Genomic DNA, 19,188 nt, shown 5'->3' with positions numbered 1-19,188 from the left:
TCTTTTCTACCAACACCTGATTTAAATTCTAATTCACAATTCAAAGAACTTATAACTTCTAAAACTCTTAAATATTTTTTTACTATATTTGACATAGATATTGTTTGTTTTACGACTTCAAGATACTGCATTTCAGTATCTTGACCAATATCTAATCAATTTATTTTACTTCAAATAATTACACCCAACGGGTTAAAAAGATAAATTAGTTTCAATTTCATAAGTATTGGTTGATTAGATTCCTTTTTCATCGGAATGATGAAAATGGAATAATTAATTAAAATCGCGTTGTCTCTTGGCTTCAAAAATTAATATTGCTGCGGCAACAGACACATTCATACTATCAATTTCGCCTTGCATTGGGATGATGATGTTTTGTGTGGCTTTTTCTCTCCAAAGTTGAGATAAACCCGTGGCTTCTGTTCCTACAACTAGTGCAGTAGGTTTTGTATAATCTTGGGTGTGATAAGAAGTGGAATTTTGTAATGTAGCACTATAAAAATTGATGTTTTTTTTTTGAATAAAAGCAATTGTTTCTTCAGTAGTGGCTACCGCAATTTGATTAGTAAACAAACAACCTACACTAGAACGAACCATATTTGGATTGTATAAATCGGTTTTTGGATTGGCAATAATCACCGCATCTACTTTTGCTGCATCACAAGTTCTTAGTATAGCACCAATATTTCCTGGTTTTTCTATACTTTCCATAACTAAAACTAATGGATTTTTAGGAAGTTGTAGTTCGGATAGCTGGTGCGATTTGGTTTGTGCAACCGCCAAAATTCCTTCGGTACTATCGCGGTAAGCCAATTTTTGATAAACTTCTTTAGAAATTTCTATTACATTTTCAAATTTTTGGATTTTCAAATTTTCTGGGAAAGCTGCTATTTCTGTGCAAATTAGAATAGTTTGAATAACATAGTTTCCTTTGATGGCAAGTTCAATTTCACGAGTTCCTTCGATTAAAAAAGTCCCAGTTTCTTTACGAGCTTTGCCTTTCTCCTGAAGTTGAATTAGGGATTTTATATAAGAATTTTGAGCAGAGGTAATTAGTTTCATCATAAAAATACAAAGTGGTAAAAGTAAGGTGTTTTTTTAATGATTTAAATAAATATATCCTTGCAACGGTTCAGGATAGTCGACATCGTTTAAAAATAATAAGTAAAAATAGGTGCCATCAGGAGCTTTTTCATTTCCAATACTGTTTTTAACCAATCCATCCCATTTTGGTGTGGTTTGATTTCCTGTCCAAATTAATCTTCCCCAACGATTGTATATTTCTATCTTAAAATTTAGAAAAATATCATATAATCCATCAATGGTAAAAGTGTCATTAACAGCATCATTATTCGCGGAAATAAAATTATAAACCGTTGGAGGACAGTTTCTAGTTGTTAATAAAAAAGAAGTTGTCGCAAAACAATTTTCATTACCAATTCTAACAAAAATTTCTTTTGGAGTAGACGTTGCCACAAAATTTGCTGTATTTAAAATAGGATTGACTTCGTTTTGGGCATTTTCTATAGTTTCATAAAAACGTACGTTGTCGTTTGGATTGGTTTTTACTGCATCTTCATAGGTAGAAAAATCGAAAGTGCCGCTAGTAAACCCTTCGTTACAAGCTATTAAATTTTCTAAACTTGTAAAAGTAGGAGAAACCCACAAAGTTACAACGGTTGAAAAGGTGTTATTATTTTCCACTAATTCGGGGACAATTCCTGTTCCATTGCCTGTATCATCCACTACAATTTGGATGTTAAATTCTATAGGAAATTCATTTGGAACAATAAAGGAAGTTTGCAAATTTACAGTTTCACCGATTTCGATAGGCAAAGTCGTTTCATCATAGGCAACAAAAACATCGTTGATATAAATAGAAATAGGTGTTCCTGGCGGTAGCGGATTAGTAGCATTAATATTTGAAACACTATAATTTACAATAAGTAACCGTGAGTCACATTCTTGTTCGATGGAATTAATGACCACTGTAGCATCGGGCAATTGACTGTTTAGTTTACTGACAATAGTATTTATCAAAACAAAATCTTGAGCGGTTGTCATTTTTACTTCTACGGAGTTATTTCCAATGGAAACATAATTTTGAATCTCATATACATCTAAATCCATATTGAATAAACTATTGCTTCCCGTAATACTATTGGTGCCATTAAATGCATTATTACCAGGATTTAGCGGTGGATTGTCAATAATATTTCCATTAATTAATAACGACTCCTGATTGGCAATATTAGCATCGCCTTCCCAAGCTACAAAACCTAGTTTAGCTCCTGAATTATCCAATACGTTCAAATTGCCAAGATTAATTATCAATTGGTCTTGAATACCAACTTGCGCTGTTGATAACGGTTCCAAACCATCATAAATATTCAATTGATTTAAAGGTAAAGTGGCATTTTCGAATACAATCACAATAGCCCAACCTGCAAAATTTGTCCCATTGTTGCAATAAGTAAAAGGATTTAGAAAAGGTGTTACATCTAAATCAGAAAAAGTATATTGTCCATTTCCTGAAGTTTGCAGTAGCGCAGTAACATCAGCAAAAGCGCTGAAAAACGGGTTACCATTTGAACTTTGAATAGCTGCAAAATTGCGTTCAGATGTAATAGCAACGCCATTTAACTTTACCTCAAAATCACCCGTTCCAGAACCAGCCCAATACAAATAGGCACTTATAATTACATCGTTTGGATTTAAATTTAAAACGGCATCCGAACTGGATAATAAAATACAAGCATCATTAGCTCCGTTAGGCTGTATATTTAAAGTATTGCCAATAAAAGTAAAATCATAGCGACCATTAAACTGGTTGTATAGGGATACATTTTGTCCGTTTGTGCCAACGATTGAGCCAAACAAAACAACAAAAAGGATATAAATTCGTTTTAATTTCACAACAAATGCTAAATAGCTAAAGTAAGTAATTATTTTTAAAATTGTAATTTTTAAGAATTGCTACTTACTAAATAAATGTTTACTTTTCCGATATTAAAAATAAGAAGTGAAAAACTATACTGTTAGTCGTTATTCTTCGGAACATTTTGAACTTTGGAATGCTTTTATTAGCACTTCCAAAAACGCTACTTTTCTTTTTCATCGTGATTTTATGGAGTATCACGCAACTAGATTTCACGATTTTTCGTTGTTGGTTTTTGAAGGTGAAAGTTTAATTGCTTTACTTCCTGCAAATAGAGTGGAGGATACTGTTTTTTCGCATCAAGGATTAACTTATGGCGGATTGGTTTTGACGAAAAAAGCAAAATTGTCATTAACTATTGAAGTGTATAAAGCAGTCTTGAAATTTTTGTTTGACAACAATATTGCAAAATTATCATTGAAAGAAATACCAAGCATTTATTGTAGTGTTTTTTCAAATGAAATAAATTATCTGTCACACATTTGTAAGTCGCAATTGTTGATGAAACATGCCGTTTCAGTTATAGCATTAACGCACGATATTTTAATTTCTAAGTCGCGACGAGAATGCATTACTAGAGGCAACAGGAATAATTTAGTAATAAAAGAAGAAACAAATTTTGAGATTTTTTGGAATCAATTGCTAATCCCAAATTTAAAAGAAAAATATAACGCAGTTCCTGTTCATAGCGCGCATGAAATATCGCTTTTGCAAAAAAGATTTCCAGATAATATTCGTCATTTTAATGTATATCACGAGAAGGAACTAGTTTGTGGTAGCACAGTTTTTATAACCGACAAAGTGGTAAAGCCACAATATATTGCTGGAAATGAAAAAAATAATGAATTAGGAAGTTTGGATTTTTTGTATGGTTATTTGATAAATACATTTTCAAAAGGAAAAGAGTATTTTGATTTTGGACCTTCACATGAAAATCAGGGACTAAATATTGTGGCTTCTATCAATTTTTGGAAAGAAAGTTTTGGAGCAAAAACCGTAGTTCAAGATTTTTATGAAGTGGAGACAAAAAATTATTCACTTTTAGAAAATGTTATGCTATGATAAAGTTCCTCGATTTACATAAAATCAATTTACCTTATCAAGCTGCGTTTCATGAAAAAATGCAACAAGTGCTTGATAAAGGTTGGTTTATTTTGGGAGATGAAGTTAAAGCATTTGAAACTAATTTTGCTAACTTTTGTGGAACCAAACATTGTATTGGTGTTGGTAACGGTTTGGATGCATTGGTTTTAATCTTTAAAGCATATATTCAACTCGGAAAACTGCAAAATGGCGATGAAGTTATTGTTCCAGCCAATACTTATATTGCTAGTATTTTGGCTATTCTTCAAGCCGATTTAGTGCCGATTTTCGTTGAACCAAAGTTGGTAACCTACAACATTAATCCTGATTTAATTTCGGAGAAAATCACTTCTAAAACTAAAGCTATTTTAGCCGTTCATTTGTACGGGCAAATGGCTGAAATGGATGCTGTAAATTCGATTGCTAGACAGTACAATTTGTTAGTTATCGAAGATGCAGCTCAAGCGCATGGTGCAATTTTAGATGATAGAAAATCAGGAAACCTTTCTAATGCAGCAGCTTTTAGTTTTTATCCGGGAAAAAATCTTGGTACGCTTGGCGATGCAGGTGCAATTACTACTAATGATGATGAACTTGTAAAAGTACTTTTTGCCATTCGTAATTATGGTTCGGAACAAAAATATTATAACGAATATATTGGTGTAAACTCTCGCTTAGATGAACTTCATGCTGCTTTTTTGAATGTGAAATTACCGCATTTGGACAACGAAAATGAATTGCGACGAAATATTGCAAAGCGTTATTTGGATGAAATCAATAATGATAAAATTACTTTGCCTTTTTGGAACCAAACTCATAATCATGTGTTTCATTTATTTGTAATTCGAACCCAAAATAGAGAACATTTACAATCTTATTTGAAGCAAAATAATATAGAAACACTGATACATTATCCTATTGCGCCACTCAAACAAAATGCTTTTAATCCCGAGACTTCGGGATGGAATTCACTCGTATTTCCTATCACAGAAAAAATACATCAAGAAGTATTGAGTTTGCCTATTAGTCCTGTAATGACCAATGATGAGGTAGATTTTGTTATTCAAATTTTAAATCAGTATTGATTTGATGGCAGATTCTCAATCTTCATATCGCCAAATCATTAAAGCAACTTCTGTTTTTGGGAGTGTACAAATTTTTAATATTTTAATTTCACTAATAAGATCAAAAATTATAGCTCTTTTAATCGGACCAACAGGAATTGGGGTTATTGGTTTGTTCAATTCAACTCTTAATTTAGTTGGCAGTTTTACCAATGCTGGAATTGAAACGAGTGGAGTTAAAGCCATTTCCTCCGCAGAAAACAGTCCAGAATTATTGAATAAAGAAGTTTCAATTCTTAAAAGATTGATTTGGATTACTGGCATTATAGGTATGACAGCTGTAGCAGTTTTATCTCCTTTATTAAGTAGAGTCACTTTTGGAAATAATGAATATACTTTAGCTTTCCTTTTAATTTCTTTCTCCTTATTGTTTAAACAATTGACCAATGGAAGTTTGGTTATACTTCAAGGATTAAGCAAGATTAAATATTTGGCTAAAGCTAATTTATATGGCAATTTATTGGGCTTATTGATTTCTATGCCGTTGTATTATTTCTTTAAAACAGATGGAATCGTTCCTTCAATTGTTTTCTCTTCTTTGATAGCGATGATGGTTGCTTTTTATTTTAGGGCAAAAATTCAAATTGAGCATGTTAGGTTAACAAATAAAGAGGTTTTTAGTGAAGGGAAGCAACTTATCATGCTTGGTTTTTCGCTCAGTTTAATAGGATTGTTGTCAACTTTGTCATCCTATTTGCTTCAGGTTTTTATTAGTAATTATAAAAATGTTTCCGAAGTTGGTTTTTACAGTGCAGGGTTTACAATTTTGAATACTTATGTTGGCGTTATTTTCACTGCTATGGCAACTGATTATTATCCCAGATTATCAAAAGTTTGTCATGATAATGATTCCGTAAAAAAATTAGTTGGCGAGCAATCCATTATAGCTATTTTGTTGATAACACCAATTATAGTTATTTTTTTGGTTTTTGCGCCGACTGTAATTAGATTACTTTATTCTAAAGAATTTTTGCCCATAGTCCCATTGGTTAGTTGGGGAATTTTGGGTATGATTATTAAAGCAGTTTCTTGGTCTATGGGTTATATTTTAATTGCTAAAGGCGATTCCAAACTGTTTATTAAAACCTCTATTGGTTTTAATTCCTTATTTTTAATCATCAATATAGTAGGATATTATTTTTATGGGCTCGACGGATTAGGTATAACTTTTTTGATTAATTATTTGGTTCATTTTTTAGGATTGAAAATCATAACTACTAAAAGGTATGATTTTAATTTTGACTATGAATTCTATAAATTATTTTTATATTGTATTCTTATTTGTAGTGTATCTTTTACTTGTTTATATATTTATAGTGATATTATTAAGTTTTTTTCGTTTTCAGTTTTGATAATAATTTCACTTTGTTTTTCTTTTTTGCAATTAAATAAAAGACTCAATTTTAAAGAGTTCTTTTCCAAAAAAATATAATTATGCACTTATTAAGATACTTATTTAGAAAAATCCAATTTTATTATTCTATCAACTGGACCAAAACATTGTATTTTAATTTTAAAAAGTTTCCTTTTTCAATTGCTATAAAACTTCCAGTTTATTTTTATGGTAAGGTAAAACTCAAAAGCATTTCTGGGATTATAGAAATAAGTGCGCCAATAAAATCTGGAATGATTGGATTCGGTCAGTCGTATGAAATTATTTCAAGGTCGAAAGGTACTGCAGAACTTAATTTAGAGGGTAAAATGGTAATTAACGGTCATGTTCAGTTTGGGAAGGATTTCTTTGTTTATGTTGCACCAAAAGCCAAATTAGAAATGGGTAATATGTCTTCTTTAGGAAATAGCGGTAAAATTATTTGTTATTATAATATAATCTTGGGCAATTTTGCAAGAATAGGATTTGAATCACAACTTTCAGATACAACTGTTCATCAAATGATAGATACCGTTACGGGTAATAAGTATCCACTGACAGCACAAATAAAATTGGGTAATTATAACTATATAAGTAATAGAGTTACCATTTTGTCTAATACTATCACTCCTGACTTTTGTACAATTGCTTCAAATACTCTTTGTAATAAAGATTATACTTCATTAGGCGAAAATACACTTATTGGTGGAATACCAGCAAAACTTATTAGAAACAATATTACTAGAGATTGGGATGGAGAGATGGAATGTTTAAATAAATGGTTAATTATTTGAACGTAAGTTAATTATTTTTTATTTTAATATTTTTAACATAATTTTAAGCAGTTTAATCTCAAAAACTTTAATATTATGAAAAAAAGTATTTTATTCTTTGGTTTGTTTTTGTCAAGTATGATCGGAAACACTCAAAACACTTTTCCAACAGGTGTTGGTACTAATGTTGGTATTGGAACAACATCCCCATCAACTAGATTGCAAGTTACAAGTGCTACAGCAGGTACATCAGGTGTTAGATTAACTAATATGACAAGTGCTACTGCTGTAACTGCTGTAAATGGTAAAGCATTGAGTGTAGATGCATCTGGAAACATTATTTTAACTCCTGTTGTTAATAGTTCATCAGCTGTTACAAATATTTATAGTGTAGATGGAACATTATCTGCAAATAGAAATGTAACTATGAATAGTAAAAACTTAACGTTTAGTCCAACTGCGGCTAATTCACAATTTTTTATTAATGGAGTGAGTGGAGATATTGGAATTGGAAACATATTGCCAACTGCAAAATTGGATGTTACTGGATCTATCAAGTCTAAAACACTTTGGGCTACCAATACTGCGACTTCAGCAACTTCATTTGCAAGTTCATTGGATTTTCTAAAAAATTCAAATGTTTTTAGTGCAGGATATGAAATGGCCGATGCAGGTGTGTCTGGTGCTACAAGAAGAATGTTTAATTTTTATGATTTACATGCCTGGAGTTCAGAAATATCAGCAAATGATGATTTGTTCATAATGAATGTTATTGACAGAAGCAATACTGAGCGTCTCACTTTTTATGGACATAAGGCAGGCGGTATATCGAATGGTCAGTCAAACTTTATTATAAATGATAAAAGCGGAGCTGAGATTTTTAAATTAGGAGATAATGGAAGTAATAGCATTTACTTACAAATGGGTAAATCAGATTCAAAATTTGTTGTAGGTGGATATGGAGATTATGGTGTCGGGCACAAATTTGTTGTTAAAGACGGTAGTGCTCTAATAGATGGAAACATACTCACAAACTCTAATGTTGGAATTGGAAGTAATAATTTTACAGATGGAACAGACACTTATAGATTATCTGTTAAAGGAGCTGTCAGAGCAGATAGAGTTAGAGTGTATACAACCTGGGCAGATTATGTTTTTAATAAGAATTACCATTTACCAAGTTTGGAAGATGTTGAACAGCATATAAAGGATAATGGGCATTTAAAAGATATCCCATCTGCAAAAGAGGTAGAAGCAAACGGAATTGAACTAGGAGAAATGAACAAATTATTGCTTCAAAAGATTGAAGAGTTAACTCTCTACATGATAGAAATGAATAAGGAAATAATTAAGCTGAAAAGTCAAATTAAAAATAATTAATTATGAAAAAATTATTTTTATTTTTTTGTTGCATTCTCTTTTCGCAACTTTTTTCTCAGACCACTTATGTTTTTAATGTTGAGTTAAATGACAAAAACAATGCACCAACATTTACTAACAATAATGGTGTTTTTGTATATAATGGTACAAACCAACCTGAAAGCACATTTTTCTCAAACTATACAATAACCAATTTTTATCCTACATATCCAAACTATTCTGGTTATTTGGTAAATGTGTTTACATTCATAACAACGAGTTCAACTTTAATGAATGATTTGAAAACGCAATTTCCTAGTAAATATTTAAAAACCGAAGATTTAACTGGATTGAACCTTCAATTAGTATCTTACCCCAATGATTATGGTACAACAAGTCCAGTTACTAATTTGGGATCTAGTATGAGTTTAAAGAGTTTTGATTATATTAATGCTCCCAAAGCATGGGACTTTTTTCCAAATTTTAAAGGAAATGTTACAATCGGTATTTCTGACGGAATGGTAAATAATACTGATCTAGATTTTGCTAATAATGTAAGTTATCTTCAACAAAATTTGTTTAACTCAAATTATGTATGTCCTATAAATCAATTTAATGATCCTGGTTTTGCTGCACGCCATGGTACATCCATAGCTGCCATTGCTGCTGCTAAAGGAAATAATGCTCATGGAATAGCTGGTGTGTGTTATGATTGTAAGATATTAAATATTCCTTATACAGTTGATGGGTATAATCCTAATTTTAGTGGTTTGATGCAGTTGGCTCAACAAGGTGTTAGAGTTATTAATATGAGTTGGATTCAAGGATTTAATAATAATGATCCGACATATATGCAAGGATATTATCAAACACAACAAGATGCAATTAATCAGTTACATAATATGGGAGTTGTTTTAGTGGCGGGTGCTGGTAACCAAAGCTCTTGGGATACTTTTACTGCTCCATATCACGTAGTATATTCTTACCCAGCAAGCTATGATAATGTCATTTCAGTTACTGTTGTTCATGCAAAAAATTCTAATCTTCTTGATGAAGTAACAGGGCCTATTCCTACATGGGGCTATGTATCAAATTATAATGAGGATGTTCTTTGTGTTAATGGTGGGTTGGGTTTTGATTTAGCAAATCCTGTTTTTGCACCTTTTTACAATCAATCAACTACCACAAATTCAAGAGTTGATATTTGCGGACCCGCTTACGGGCCACTTTATCCAAATTACATTTTAGGTTGTCAAGGTTTATATGGAAATACCACATCAATCGCAACTCCTTTTGTTACCGGTACCGTTGCCTTAATACAATCTTTAAACTCCTGTATTTTGCCTAGCGAAGTAGAAGATGTTTTACAATTAACATCAAAAAATCTTGAAATTAAGCCAGAAAATGTAAATTTTATTGGAAGAAGTGGTTCAGGTAAGTTAGAAACAGGTGATGCTGTAGAATTTACTCATGAAATGATGAACTCTACTGGTAATGCCATAATTGATGGACAGGACTTTTGGAGGTTTAATTTTGATTTGCAACACATTAATAATAAATTAACTATTTCCAATCAAACTTTTAGAGATAGTAATACTTCTAATTTTATAGCGAAAAATTCTATTGAAGTGCTTCAAAATTCTGATTTTAGACCTAATTCTAATGGTTTTGTTGATTTAAAAATTGATGGTGGTTTAACAGTTTGTAGTGCTTCTTCAAAAGCTGTAGGTAATACTAATAGCCAAGAAAATGATGCTTTAGTTATTAATAAAGCGGTACTATTTCCTAATCCAAATAAGGGAACATTTTCAATTAAGTTAAGCCAAAAAGAAATTAAAGATCTTCAAGTAATTGTTTTTGATATACTTGGAAAAACGGTATATCAGACTAAAGTAGATCAAAGTGAATTTGAGTTAAATGTTCCTAATCTTCCTTCAGGAATATTTCTAGTAAAGTTAACTTCAAATACAATTAATGAAACACTTAAATTTGTTAAAGAGTAGATTTGTTACATTTTAATTAAAAAAAACCACGCTTCATAGCGTGGTTTTCTATTTTATAATTGAAAACTAATACTTCTCCTTTTGGAAACCCCAAGCACGAAGCTCTTGTTTATAAGTTTCAGGATAGTTTGCTTTTATTGAAAAAATTAAAGAGTTTAAAACTACTTTCAGTTCTTTTTTCAATGCATTTTTGTTGCCCACTTTGTTTGATACTGTGCCGTCGTTGCTCGAAGCAGCTGCCAAAAGGTCATCATACTTGGTTTGTATTTCTAACCAATAATCTTTTCCATACATTTTATCATTTAACCCATTGGCACTGATAGCATCAACCATTAATGCTAAGGCTTTGGAGCGGTTGTTTTGATCAAACGGAAATCGATAGGTTTTATTACTATATTCTATTCCAAAAGAAGCATAATAGCTTACTGCATTGTCCTTGCCATATTTTTCGGCAATATATCCTTTTACATACGACAACTTTTCATCAATTTCCTTATTAATATTAACTAATGACTTGGTAATTTGTGGTCTATTACTTCCTGTTTGTATGCGAACCGCGAGGGTTGTTTTATAATTATCGCTTTTTACTTTAAATTCTTCTGCAGTCATCCACAGTAGCGTGAGCCATGGTGTTAAAATCCATTTGTCACTAGCTTTTTCAACAACGTTGCCAAAGTCAATATCGGCTAATGGAACATTGGATGTCTTAACAGGTTTTGTTGTGCTTTCATTTTTTGGAGGTGTTGTTTCCATAACTATATATTTTTATGATTTAACATACATAAAATTAAAAATAATCAGCATGTGTGAAAAGTAGTTTAACAGAATTTTAATACATTAAATATGTTTTTTTTCTCTTGTAAAACAGCAAGTTATAAAAATTAGTATCAGTTAAATCTGTTAATTATATATATCTATTACTTAGTAATAGTAAGTAAACTTTGTAGTGCTATATAAATCGTGTTTTGTATAACTACTTTAAACTTGTAGTAATAGATAAATTTTGATTTTTATTAGTAGGTCAAAATTAAAGTACTATAAAAAGGTAGAAAAGTAATAGTAATTAATGCTTGTAATAGTATATAAATAGTAGTGATTAGTATTACTTTATACTTGTAGTAGTATATAAATATTGGTAATTAGTAGTACTTTATACGTGTAGTAATATACATGTTGTGTTGATTAGTAGTACTTAAAGTATTTACTCATTTTTCAATTTTAGTCCACACATTGGTATACTTCTCTGCAATCCTCAAATAATCGTGCTCTTTTTCTATAAAAATTCTTGCACGCTTTCCAATGGCTATAATTTCACTTGGATTTTCTATTAAAAACGACAATTGGTTTACTAAATAATCTACATCGGGCAACGCGTTGATTGCCACTTTTTCCTTCAGTTGATAGTGTTGTTCAAATATGTTGCTGGCATTGGTAAAAACCACTTTACCTTTTGCCATAGCTTCTAACGCATTGCTTCCTTGATCATGTCCGTATAGTTGGTCTAACACGATATGGGCTTGGTCATACAAGTTGATATATTTTTTGTAAGGAACGTTTTCTGCTACAAGAATTTCTATTTGGGAAGCATGTTTTGCCTTGATACTATCCAGTGCTTTCTTAAAAAAATCATTGCCTTTTTTAAAATAACTTTCTCTGTTGATACCATGGAAAATAACAATAGTGTCTTTTATTTCCATTTCGTTTTTTGGAAATTTGTCCAGGTTTATAGGACTTGGAAGTAAACCTAAATATTTTGGATGGTTTTGTAGCGGAATATGATAATCAATATCAGTAGCAATTACACCTTGAATATTTTGATATAAATAGTGATGCAGTTTTTTAAAAGGTGTGGTTCTAAATTTTAACACATTAGAAAAGTGCTTATCTTCAATTTTTTCAGCCAAATAGGGTTGAACAACCGATGGATTATCAGGATGATTAAAATAATAATTTACATAAAGATAATCATCACCTGTAGCGAGTAAAAACACTTTTTTGTTGTGTTGAAACAAGTAATCTAAAATCTTTTTTTCGTAGGTATAATCACAAAAAAAAGTGTTTTCATTAATAAGTTGTACCACATCAAAATCGTTACAATGATGCTGGTACTTTTCAAATTGTTTATAGGTCAAATAGGAAGAAATATCAAAACCAGTAACACGCAAAACGCCTACTTTAATTTTTTTCAGAAGACCATTATCCCATTTTTTTTCTATAGGAAAATCAACGGGATACGCTTTGAAACCATCTTTAAAACCTAAGATAGTGACATCATGTCCTAGTTTTTGCAATCCTTCTTTCAAAGAATTATGCAAGCGGCTGTATTCTCCAAGGAGTAAAATCTTCATTTCTTACTATATTTGATGCAATATAAGTAAGAAATGAAAAACAACAACAAAATTGCTATAGTTTCCACATCACTAGGTGTTGGTGGTGCAGAGCGTTTTGCGGGTTTGTTGAGTATGATGCTACACGATTTGGGTTATGAAGTGCATCACATCATTATTTTAGATTATGTCGATTATGAGTATAAAGGTGCTTTAGTCAATCTGGGCAAATTATTTGCCGACGAAAAAGGCATCATCAGAGCTGTAAAAAAAGGAAAATATATCGCCAATTATCTATCAGAAAATGATATTCAAACTATAATTGATAACCGCTCAAGACCAACAGTTACAAGAGAATTAGTCACAAAATGGATTTATGGCAATCGTAAAGTATATTATTTTTTTCACAGTTCTAATTTGGAAATGTATTTGACAAATTCTGTTTTTTGGGCAAAATATATTTTTGGGAATGCCAATAAATTGGTTTGTGTGTCGAAAGCAATTGAACAAAAATTACAGCATAACTACCAGTTCACCAATACAAAAACTATCTATAATCCGATTGTATTTCCTGAAATAATTCATAACAAGCCAATCGCTATTCCTGAAAAGTATATCTTGTTTTTTGGCAGACTTGAAGAAGAAGTTAAAAATTTCACTTTACTGTTACAGGCATTTTCTAAATCAAAAGTTTATGAAAAAGAAACTAAATTGCTCATCATTGGCGATGGTTCAAGCAAAGATTTTATAGTAGAAAAAATCAAAGCGTTGCAAACAGAAAATCAGGTGCAGGTTTTGCCTTTTCAATCCTCAGTTTTGCCTTATATTCAAAGTGCCAAATGCACTATTCTGACCAGTCATTTCGAAGGATTTCCCATGTCCATAATAGAGTCATTAGCAGCGGGAATTCCAGTTATTTCAGTAGATTGTGAAACCGGTCCAAAAGAAATTATTCAAGATAAAGTAAACGGATTATTAGTTCCTAATGATGACAAAAAGGCATTGGCAGAAGCTATAAAAACCATGATTGAAGATGAAAACTTATATCAAATCTGTAGAAAAAATGCGCAAAAAAGCGTAGAACATTTATCTTTGACAACCATCTCACAACAGTGGAAAAATTTATTAGAAGAACAATGACAACAATTCACGACGCTAAAATACTCGACATTACTAAAGTACACGACACGCGCGGCAACCTTTCGGTAGTGGAAGGAAATGCTATACCGTTTGAAATGAAGCGTGTGTATTATTTATACGATATTCCCAGTGGTGGAAGACGTGGCGGACATTCACACATCAATTGTCAAGAGCTTTTAGTGGCCTTGAGTGGTAGTTTTGATGTTATCTTAAATGATGGTAGTGAGCAAAAAACAGTTACTTTAAATAAACCAAATCAAGGCTTGCTCATCCCAAACGGCATTTGGCGCGAGTTAGAGAACTTTTCTTCGGGTTCGGTATGTTTGGTTTTAGCTTCTGAAGTGTTCATCGAAGAAGATTATATTCGGAATTTTGAGGAATTTCGACTATCTAAAAACCGAATTTCCTAAGCCAATATTGGTCAAATACAATTGCAATTTCAGTAACAATTTCAATACTATTGGCGGTAATTGGAGAAAAATCCGCTTCTTTTTAGATAGATTTTTCAAGTCGATTTGGGTATAAATTGCGTTTGCTGTTTTCCAATCGCCATTAAGATGACATTTTATCACTGCTGAAAATCGGTTTAAATCGAGGTATTGTTTCAATTTTGGATTATTTTTTTCTTGCAATGCGTATTTGTCAAAAGTATAGGCTTCAAAAAAATAATTCCACTTTCGGGAAATGCTATCAACATCAAATACATAGCGCGCTAGGACTTTGTTAATAAAAACAATTGGATATTCTAAGCCTATTCTAATCCACAATTCGGTGTCTTCGCCGTGCTTTATTTTAGTATCAAAATACCCCACTTTTTCAAAAACACTTTTGTGAATAGCAACACTCGATGTCCACAACACGCATTCCTTTTGGCTTGCTTCAAAAAAATTTACTATTTCATAATCTGATTTTTTGTCAATGGAATAGGTTGCGGCAAACGATTTTTTCTTAGTTTCAATTTCAATAGCGCAAGCAAAAACTTTTTGTTCAGGAAGTTTTTGAATGTATTGATTCATCGTTTCTAAAAACCTGGGAAACCAGTAATCATCAGCATCAAGAAAGCAAATAAAATCAGCACTTGATTTTTCAATCCCAAAGTTTCTTGCCACAGCAACGCCTTCATTTTTTTTTGAAAAATACCGAATTCTATTATCGTTAAATTGCTGAATGATGTTTTCGCTAGCATCAGTAGAACCATCGTTTATAACAATAATTTCATAGTCAGAAAATGTTTGGTTCAAAACACTTTCCACTGTTTTAGCAACAAATTTTTCTTTGTTAAAAACGGGTATGACTATTGAAAATGTTGGCATTAGCGTGAATTGATTTGACAAAAATAACCCAATCGATACAAGTCGAAAATAAATATAGAAGGATTTTCTGAGAGTAAGTTTTTAGTCCACATTTTTTTGCATAATCTAAAAATGAGCGCTGCAAATTTGACTAATTTCATGCTTTCAATTTTGCCATACATGGTAGTTAAAGCGGTATCTTCTTCCACAATAATTTTTCTGTTTAAAAGCTGTTTTAAGTTTTGTAACGAGCTATGAAATTTCTCTAAAAAAACAGCAGATTTTTCTAAGTTTAAATGATACGCCGGATTTTCGATGTGATGAATAGGGACATTATGTTTTTTTAAATTTAGAATAAATACAATATCCTCATATCCATAATTCACAAGTTGTTTGTCGAAAGGATAGGAGGTAAGCATTTCTTTTTTTAGTAAAATATTGGAGATTAAAGCGTAATGATGTGGTTTCTTTATTCGTTTAAAAATCGGAATTTCCTCGCGATGTTTCCCAAACTTCCATCTCAAAACTTCGTCTGCAGCGGGTTTTTTATCATAGTAAATGATGCCTCCGTAAAATATATTTTCTTTGTTAGTCCTGATACTTTCTAAGTATAGTTTGATGAAATTTTTGCTTTTTGGAAACATATCACAATCCATCAATAAAATCCAATCATAACTGGCTTTTTGAACTAATATATTTCGGTTTTCAGCACGACCCACATTTTTTTCATTGCGCGAAAATTGGCAGTTTTCTAATTCATTTATTTTGTTGTTGCTTTTTGTATTTTCATTTATAGGCGAGGCATCATCATTTACAATGATTTCAAAAGGAACATTTTCCAATATAATTTGTTCATGCAATGCTTTTACCAAGGGCAAGGTGTTGTAATTATAGGTTGGAATAAGAATAGAAATCATGTAGAATACAATCGAATTAAATAATACCTTTACAAAGAAAATATATTTTTTACAATAATATCATTATGACCCGAATTGATTTAGCAAATCTTATTTTTCAAAAGATGGATAGCGAGAAAGAAGCACTAACCACTCAATTTAAAAATTCGGATGCTACAATTGGTTATTTTTTTATTGACGATTTACTTCCGGATTATATTGTACAACAAATTAGTGCAGTTTTTCCAAAAGCGGAACAAATGATTTTAAAGAAAAGCCTTCGTGAAGATAAGTATATTGCCGCTCAAATGAATTTATATCATCCGTTGCTAGAGGAAATCATTTATGCTTTTCAAGATAAAAGAATTGTACAATTGATAGGAGAAATTTGCCAAATTAAAAATCCAATTCCCGACGAAAATCTTTATGCTGGCGGAATTTCGATGATGGGCAACAAGCAATTCTTAAACCCACATTTAGATAATTCACATGATAAAGACCGCAATTTGTGGCGTGTTTTAAATTTGCTTTATTATGTAACTCCAAATTGGAACGAAGAATATGGAGGCAATTTAGAACTTTGGCCCAACGGGCTAAAAGAAAAGCAAATCACTATTCACAGCAAGTTTAACCGATTAGCTGTTATGACTACTCATAATAATTCCTTGCATTCGGTTTCGCCTGTAGTTTTTGAAGGGTATCGTTGTTGTGTTTCTAATTATTATTTTTCAAAAAATCCACTATTGGAAACCGACCAATTTCACGTGACGTCATTTCGTGGTCGACCAGAAAATAAATTCGCCGATTTAGTATTGCGATTAGATACTTTTTTACGAATGAATTTGCGAAAAGTGTTCAAAAAAGGCATCAAAGAAAATCCTCATGTATATAAGAAAGACAAATAATTTGTGAGTGCTTTTTTTAAAAAATACAGCTATCATTTACTCATTATCGTTGTGGGTTTACTTTGTTTAGAAACTTTAAATTTTCTGTTGCAATTAGACAAACAAACTCTCATTTATCCTGATTGTGACAACTATCTAGAGTCGGCTCAAAAAATGTTTCATAAATTTACGGGTCATTATTACCGACCAATGTTAATGGCTTTCATTACTGGAATTCCCTATTTGTTTGGAAGTTCTGATGCTGGAATTTTTCAATGGAGTTTATTGGTAAATATTTTTTGTTGGCTTGGTACTTCAATACTTTTATTCGAAATTTTGAAGCAATTTGTTGCTAAGAAAATAGCTTTTGTTTTTTCAATCCTTCCTTTTTTTATTTTAGGAAATATCATTTTGAACTTCCATTTATTGACCGAAAACATTTTTGTCTTTTTTATCATGTTGTCTTTTTATTTAATGTTTCAATATTATAAAACGGCGGAGTTTTGGTATCTATCATTGTCAGTTTCTTTGTTTTTATCCAGTATGTTGATAAAACCTGGTGCCAAGTTCTTGGCCATTATTATTACGATGTTTTTTATAAAAGAAATTTTCAGAAATTATAAATCCAAAAGCATGTTTTTTCTATATGGAAGTGTCTTGATGATTTTAATTCAAGTTGTGGGAATGCGAGTTCAGTATGGCGATTTTACCATTAGTTACATTGATGGTGTTACCTATCACAATTATTTATGTAGCAAAGCAGACTGTTTTAAAAATGGCAAAGAATATAGCCAGATGAATAATCCAAGAGCAGAATTTTTGTTTAGTTTAGATTTTACTGACCAGAAAAAAGTTGCTCTTGAAGACTTTAAAAATCAAATCAAAACCAACTTTCCAAATCTAGTTAAAGCTTATTTTTCTGATGTCGCAGAAAACTCAAAATCGGGTAACTCGTGCATTGAAGATTTAAAAAATTATAACAATAAAGTCGATTTTTCGTTTTGGAAAGCATTTGTTTTCGATATTACAAAATGGCAAAACAGACTATTTACTTTACTTGGAATAGTGCTTTCAGGTTTCTTTTTATTTAAAGGATTTAAAAATGAAAAGGCATACTTTTTAGTTGCCTTTTTTATCACTTATATTATAGTTTTATCCGGAATTTCTTGTGGACAAGGCGATAGATTTCATTTGGTAACTTTTCCTTTTGTGATACTGCTTTTGGCACTTTTTTTATCGAAAAGTAAAAAGTTTATACCGTTTTTTGAACCACTTCAAAAATAGTATTGTCCTCGCATTTTAATGTTTTAGAAGGGAATTTCATGATGACTGCATAATCATGCGTAGCCATAATTACTGTTTTACCGTTTTCGTTAATTTTCTTTAAAACGCTTAAAACTTCTGCACTAGTTTGTGGATCAAGGTTTCCTGTGGGTTCATCAGCAAGTATCAATTCGGGGTCGTTTAATAACGCTCTGGCAATAGCCACACGCTGTTGTTCTCCGCCTGAAAGTTGATGTGGCAGTTTATTCGATATTCCTTTTAAACCCACTTTTTCCAGCACTTCATCTATTTTATTTTGCATTGAAGCTGAGTCAGTCCATCCAGTAGCTTTGAGTACAAATAGCATGTTTTGATTTACACTTCTATCAGGCAGTAACTGAAAATCTTGAAAAACGATACCTATTTTTCTTCTTAAAAAAGGAATATCATTTTCTTTTAAATCTACTAAATCATAACCAACAACAGTTCCAGAACCTTCTGTTAAAGGTAAATCGCCATACAAGGTTTTCATGAAACTACTTTTCCCCGTTCCTGTTTTACCTATGATATATAAAAATTCACCTTCTTTAACCTCAAGATTTACTTGGGATAAAATCACACGATTTTCTTGATAAATGGTAACATTTTTAAGCGATAAAACGGTATTTGACATGACTTGCTTGTTTATTTGGTAAAAGTAGTAAGATAAGGTTTGTATTCAAAATTATTTTAAC

At 31.4% G+C, this 19,188-nt stretch carries 17 protein-coding genes and 1 pseudogene; 10 read left to right on the top strand and 8 right to left on the bottom strand.

All coding sequences use genetic code 11. From position 1 onward, the window contains the following. The 3 genes and pseudogenes from WFZ85_RS16545 to WFZ85_RS09250 all read right to left on the bottom strand — a co-directional run. Positions 1-95 (bottom strand): annotated as a pseudogene (locus WFZ85_RS16545) (IS982 family transposase); the annotation flags it as partial. 178 nt (positions 96-273) lie between these two features. Continuing rightward, entirely contained in the window at positions 274-1,062 is a 789-nt protein-coding gene (locus WFZ85_RS09255; protein WP_342696012.1) for a TrmH family RNA methyltransferase, read from the bottom strand. 36 nt (positions 1,063-1,098) lie between these two features. Next, a complete protein-coding gene (locus WFZ85_RS09250; RefSeq protein ID WP_342696010.1) occupies positions 1,099-2,916 on the bottom strand; it encodes a gliding motility-associated C-terminal domain-containing protein in 1,818 nt (605 codons plus the stop codon). Between the two features lie 106 nt (positions 2,917-3,022). Here WFZ85_RS09250 and WFZ85_RS09245 point away from each other — a divergent pair, with 106 nt between their 5' ends. The 6 genes from WFZ85_RS09245 (at position 3,023) to WFZ85_RS09220 (ending at position 10,652) form a co-directional block, all read left to right on the top strand. Beyond that, positions 3,023-4,000, top strand: a complete 978-nt coding sequence (locus WFZ85_RS09245; protein WP_342696009.1) for a GNAT family N-acetyltransferase — start codon at positions 3,023-3,025, stop codon at positions 3,998-4,000. Continuing rightward, the gene (locus tag WFZ85_RS09240) at positions 3,997-5,106 is read left to right on the top strand and encodes a DegT/DnrJ/EryC1/StrS family aminotransferase (RefSeq protein WP_342696008.1); all 1,110 of its coding nucleotides are present in this window, start codon (positions 3,997-3,999) and stop codon (positions 5,104-5,106) included. The genes WFZ85_RS09245 and WFZ85_RS09240 overlap by 4 nt, the downstream gene beginning before the upstream one ends. A gap of 4 nt (positions 5,107-5,110) precedes the next feature. Continuing rightward, complete coding sequence (locus WFZ85_RS09235) at positions 5,111-6,577, top strand: oligosaccharide flippase family protein (RefSeq protein WP_342696007.1); 1,467 nt, start codon at positions 5,111-5,113, stop codon at positions 6,575-6,577. A gap of 2 nt (positions 6,578-6,579) precedes the next feature. Further along, on the top strand, positions 6,580-7,311 hold the full coding sequence (locus WFZ85_RS09230) for an acyltransferase (RefSeq protein ID WP_342696006.1): 732 nt from the start codon (positions 6,580-6,582) through the stop codon (positions 7,309-7,311). Between the two features lie 117 nt (positions 7,312-7,428). Next, on the top strand, positions 7,429-8,670 hold the full coding sequence (locus WFZ85_RS09225; protein ID WP_342696005.1) for a hypothetical protein: 1,242 nt from the start codon (positions 7,429-7,431) through the stop codon (positions 8,668-8,670). Between the two features lie 2 nt (positions 8,671-8,672). Continuing rightward, positions 8,673-10,652, top strand: a complete 1,980-nt coding sequence (locus WFZ85_RS09220) for a S8 family serine peptidase (RefSeq protein WP_342696004.1) — start codon at positions 8,673-8,675, stop codon at positions 10,650-10,652. A gap of 66 nt (positions 10,653-10,718) precedes the next feature. Here WFZ85_RS09220 and WFZ85_RS09215 read toward each other — a convergent pair whose 3' ends face one another. After that, positions 10,719-11,405 carry a hypothetical protein gene (locus tag WFZ85_RS09215; protein WP_342696003.1) on the bottom strand — a complete coding sequence of 229 codons (687 nt, stop codon included), beginning with the start codon at positions 11,403-11,405 and terminating at the stop codon, positions 10,719-10,721. Between the two features lie 452 nt (positions 11,406-11,857). Next, positions 11,858-13,000, bottom strand: coding sequence for a glycosyltransferase (locus WFZ85_RS09210; protein ID WP_342696002.1), 1,143 nt, complete (start codon positions 12,998-13,000; stop codon positions 11,858-11,860). Between the two features lie 33 nt (positions 13,001-13,033). On the opposite strand from WFZ85_RS09210, the gene WFZ85_RS09205 reads away from it, so the two are divergent. Further along, positions 13,034-14,119 (top strand): glycosyltransferase, encoded by a 1,086-nt coding sequence (locus WFZ85_RS09205; RefSeq protein ID WP_342696001.1) that lies wholly within the window; start codon positions 13,034-13,036, stop codon positions 14,117-14,119. Next, complete coding sequence (locus WFZ85_RS09200) at positions 14,116-14,529, top strand: sugar 3,4-ketoisomerase (protein WP_342696000.1); 414 nt, start codon at positions 14,116-14,118, stop codon at positions 14,527-14,529. The genes WFZ85_RS09205 and WFZ85_RS09200 overlap by 4 nt, the downstream gene beginning before the upstream one ends. Here the strand turns inward: WFZ85_RS09200 and WFZ85_RS09195 are convergent. Then, a complete protein-coding gene (locus WFZ85_RS09195; RefSeq protein WP_342695999.1) occupies positions 14,506-15,432 on the bottom strand; it encodes a glycosyltransferase family 2 protein in 927 nt (308 codons plus the stop codon). The genes WFZ85_RS09200 and WFZ85_RS09195 overlap by 24 nt on opposite strands. Continuing rightward, the gene (locus WFZ85_RS09190) at positions 15,432-16,328 is read right to left on the bottom strand and encodes a glycosyltransferase family 2 protein (protein ID WP_342695998.1); all 897 of its coding nucleotides are present in this window, start codon (positions 16,326-16,328) and stop codon (positions 15,432-15,434) included. Before WFZ85_RS09190 ends, WFZ85_RS09195 begins: the two co-directional genes overlap by 1 nt. 65 nt (positions 16,329-16,393) lie before the next feature. On the opposite strand from WFZ85_RS09190, the gene WFZ85_RS09185 reads away from it, so the two are divergent. Together WFZ85_RS09185 and WFZ85_RS09180 are read left to right on the top strand one after the other, a co-directional pair. Continuing rightward, on the top strand, positions 16,394-17,212 hold the full coding sequence (locus tag WFZ85_RS09185) for a 2OG-Fe(II) oxygenase (RefSeq protein WP_342695997.1): 819 nt from the start codon (positions 16,394-16,396) through the stop codon (positions 17,210-17,212). A 153-nt stretch (positions 17,213-17,365) separates the two neighbouring features. Beyond that, entirely contained in the window at positions 17,366-18,475 is a 1,110-nt protein-coding gene (locus tag WFZ85_RS09180) for a hypothetical protein (RefSeq protein ID WP_342695996.1), read from the top strand. Here the strand turns inward: WFZ85_RS09180 and WFZ85_RS09175 are convergent. Further along, positions 18,444-19,127 (bottom strand): cell division ATP-binding protein FtsE, encoded by a 684-nt coding sequence (locus WFZ85_RS09175; protein WP_342695995.1) that lies wholly within the window; start codon positions 19,125-19,127, stop codon positions 18,444-18,446. The genes WFZ85_RS09180 and WFZ85_RS09175 overlap by 32 nt on opposite strands. Positions 19,128-19,188 lie beyond the last annotated feature (61 nt).

Origin of the sequence: Flavobacterium aureirubrum, assembly GCF_038739835.1 — a bacterium.
Taxonomy (GTDB): Bacteria; Bacteroidota; Bacteroidia; order Flavobacteriales; family Flavobacteriaceae; genus Flavobacterium; species Flavobacterium aureirubrum.
This window is presented reverse-complemented; position numbering and strand designations above follow the sequence as displayed.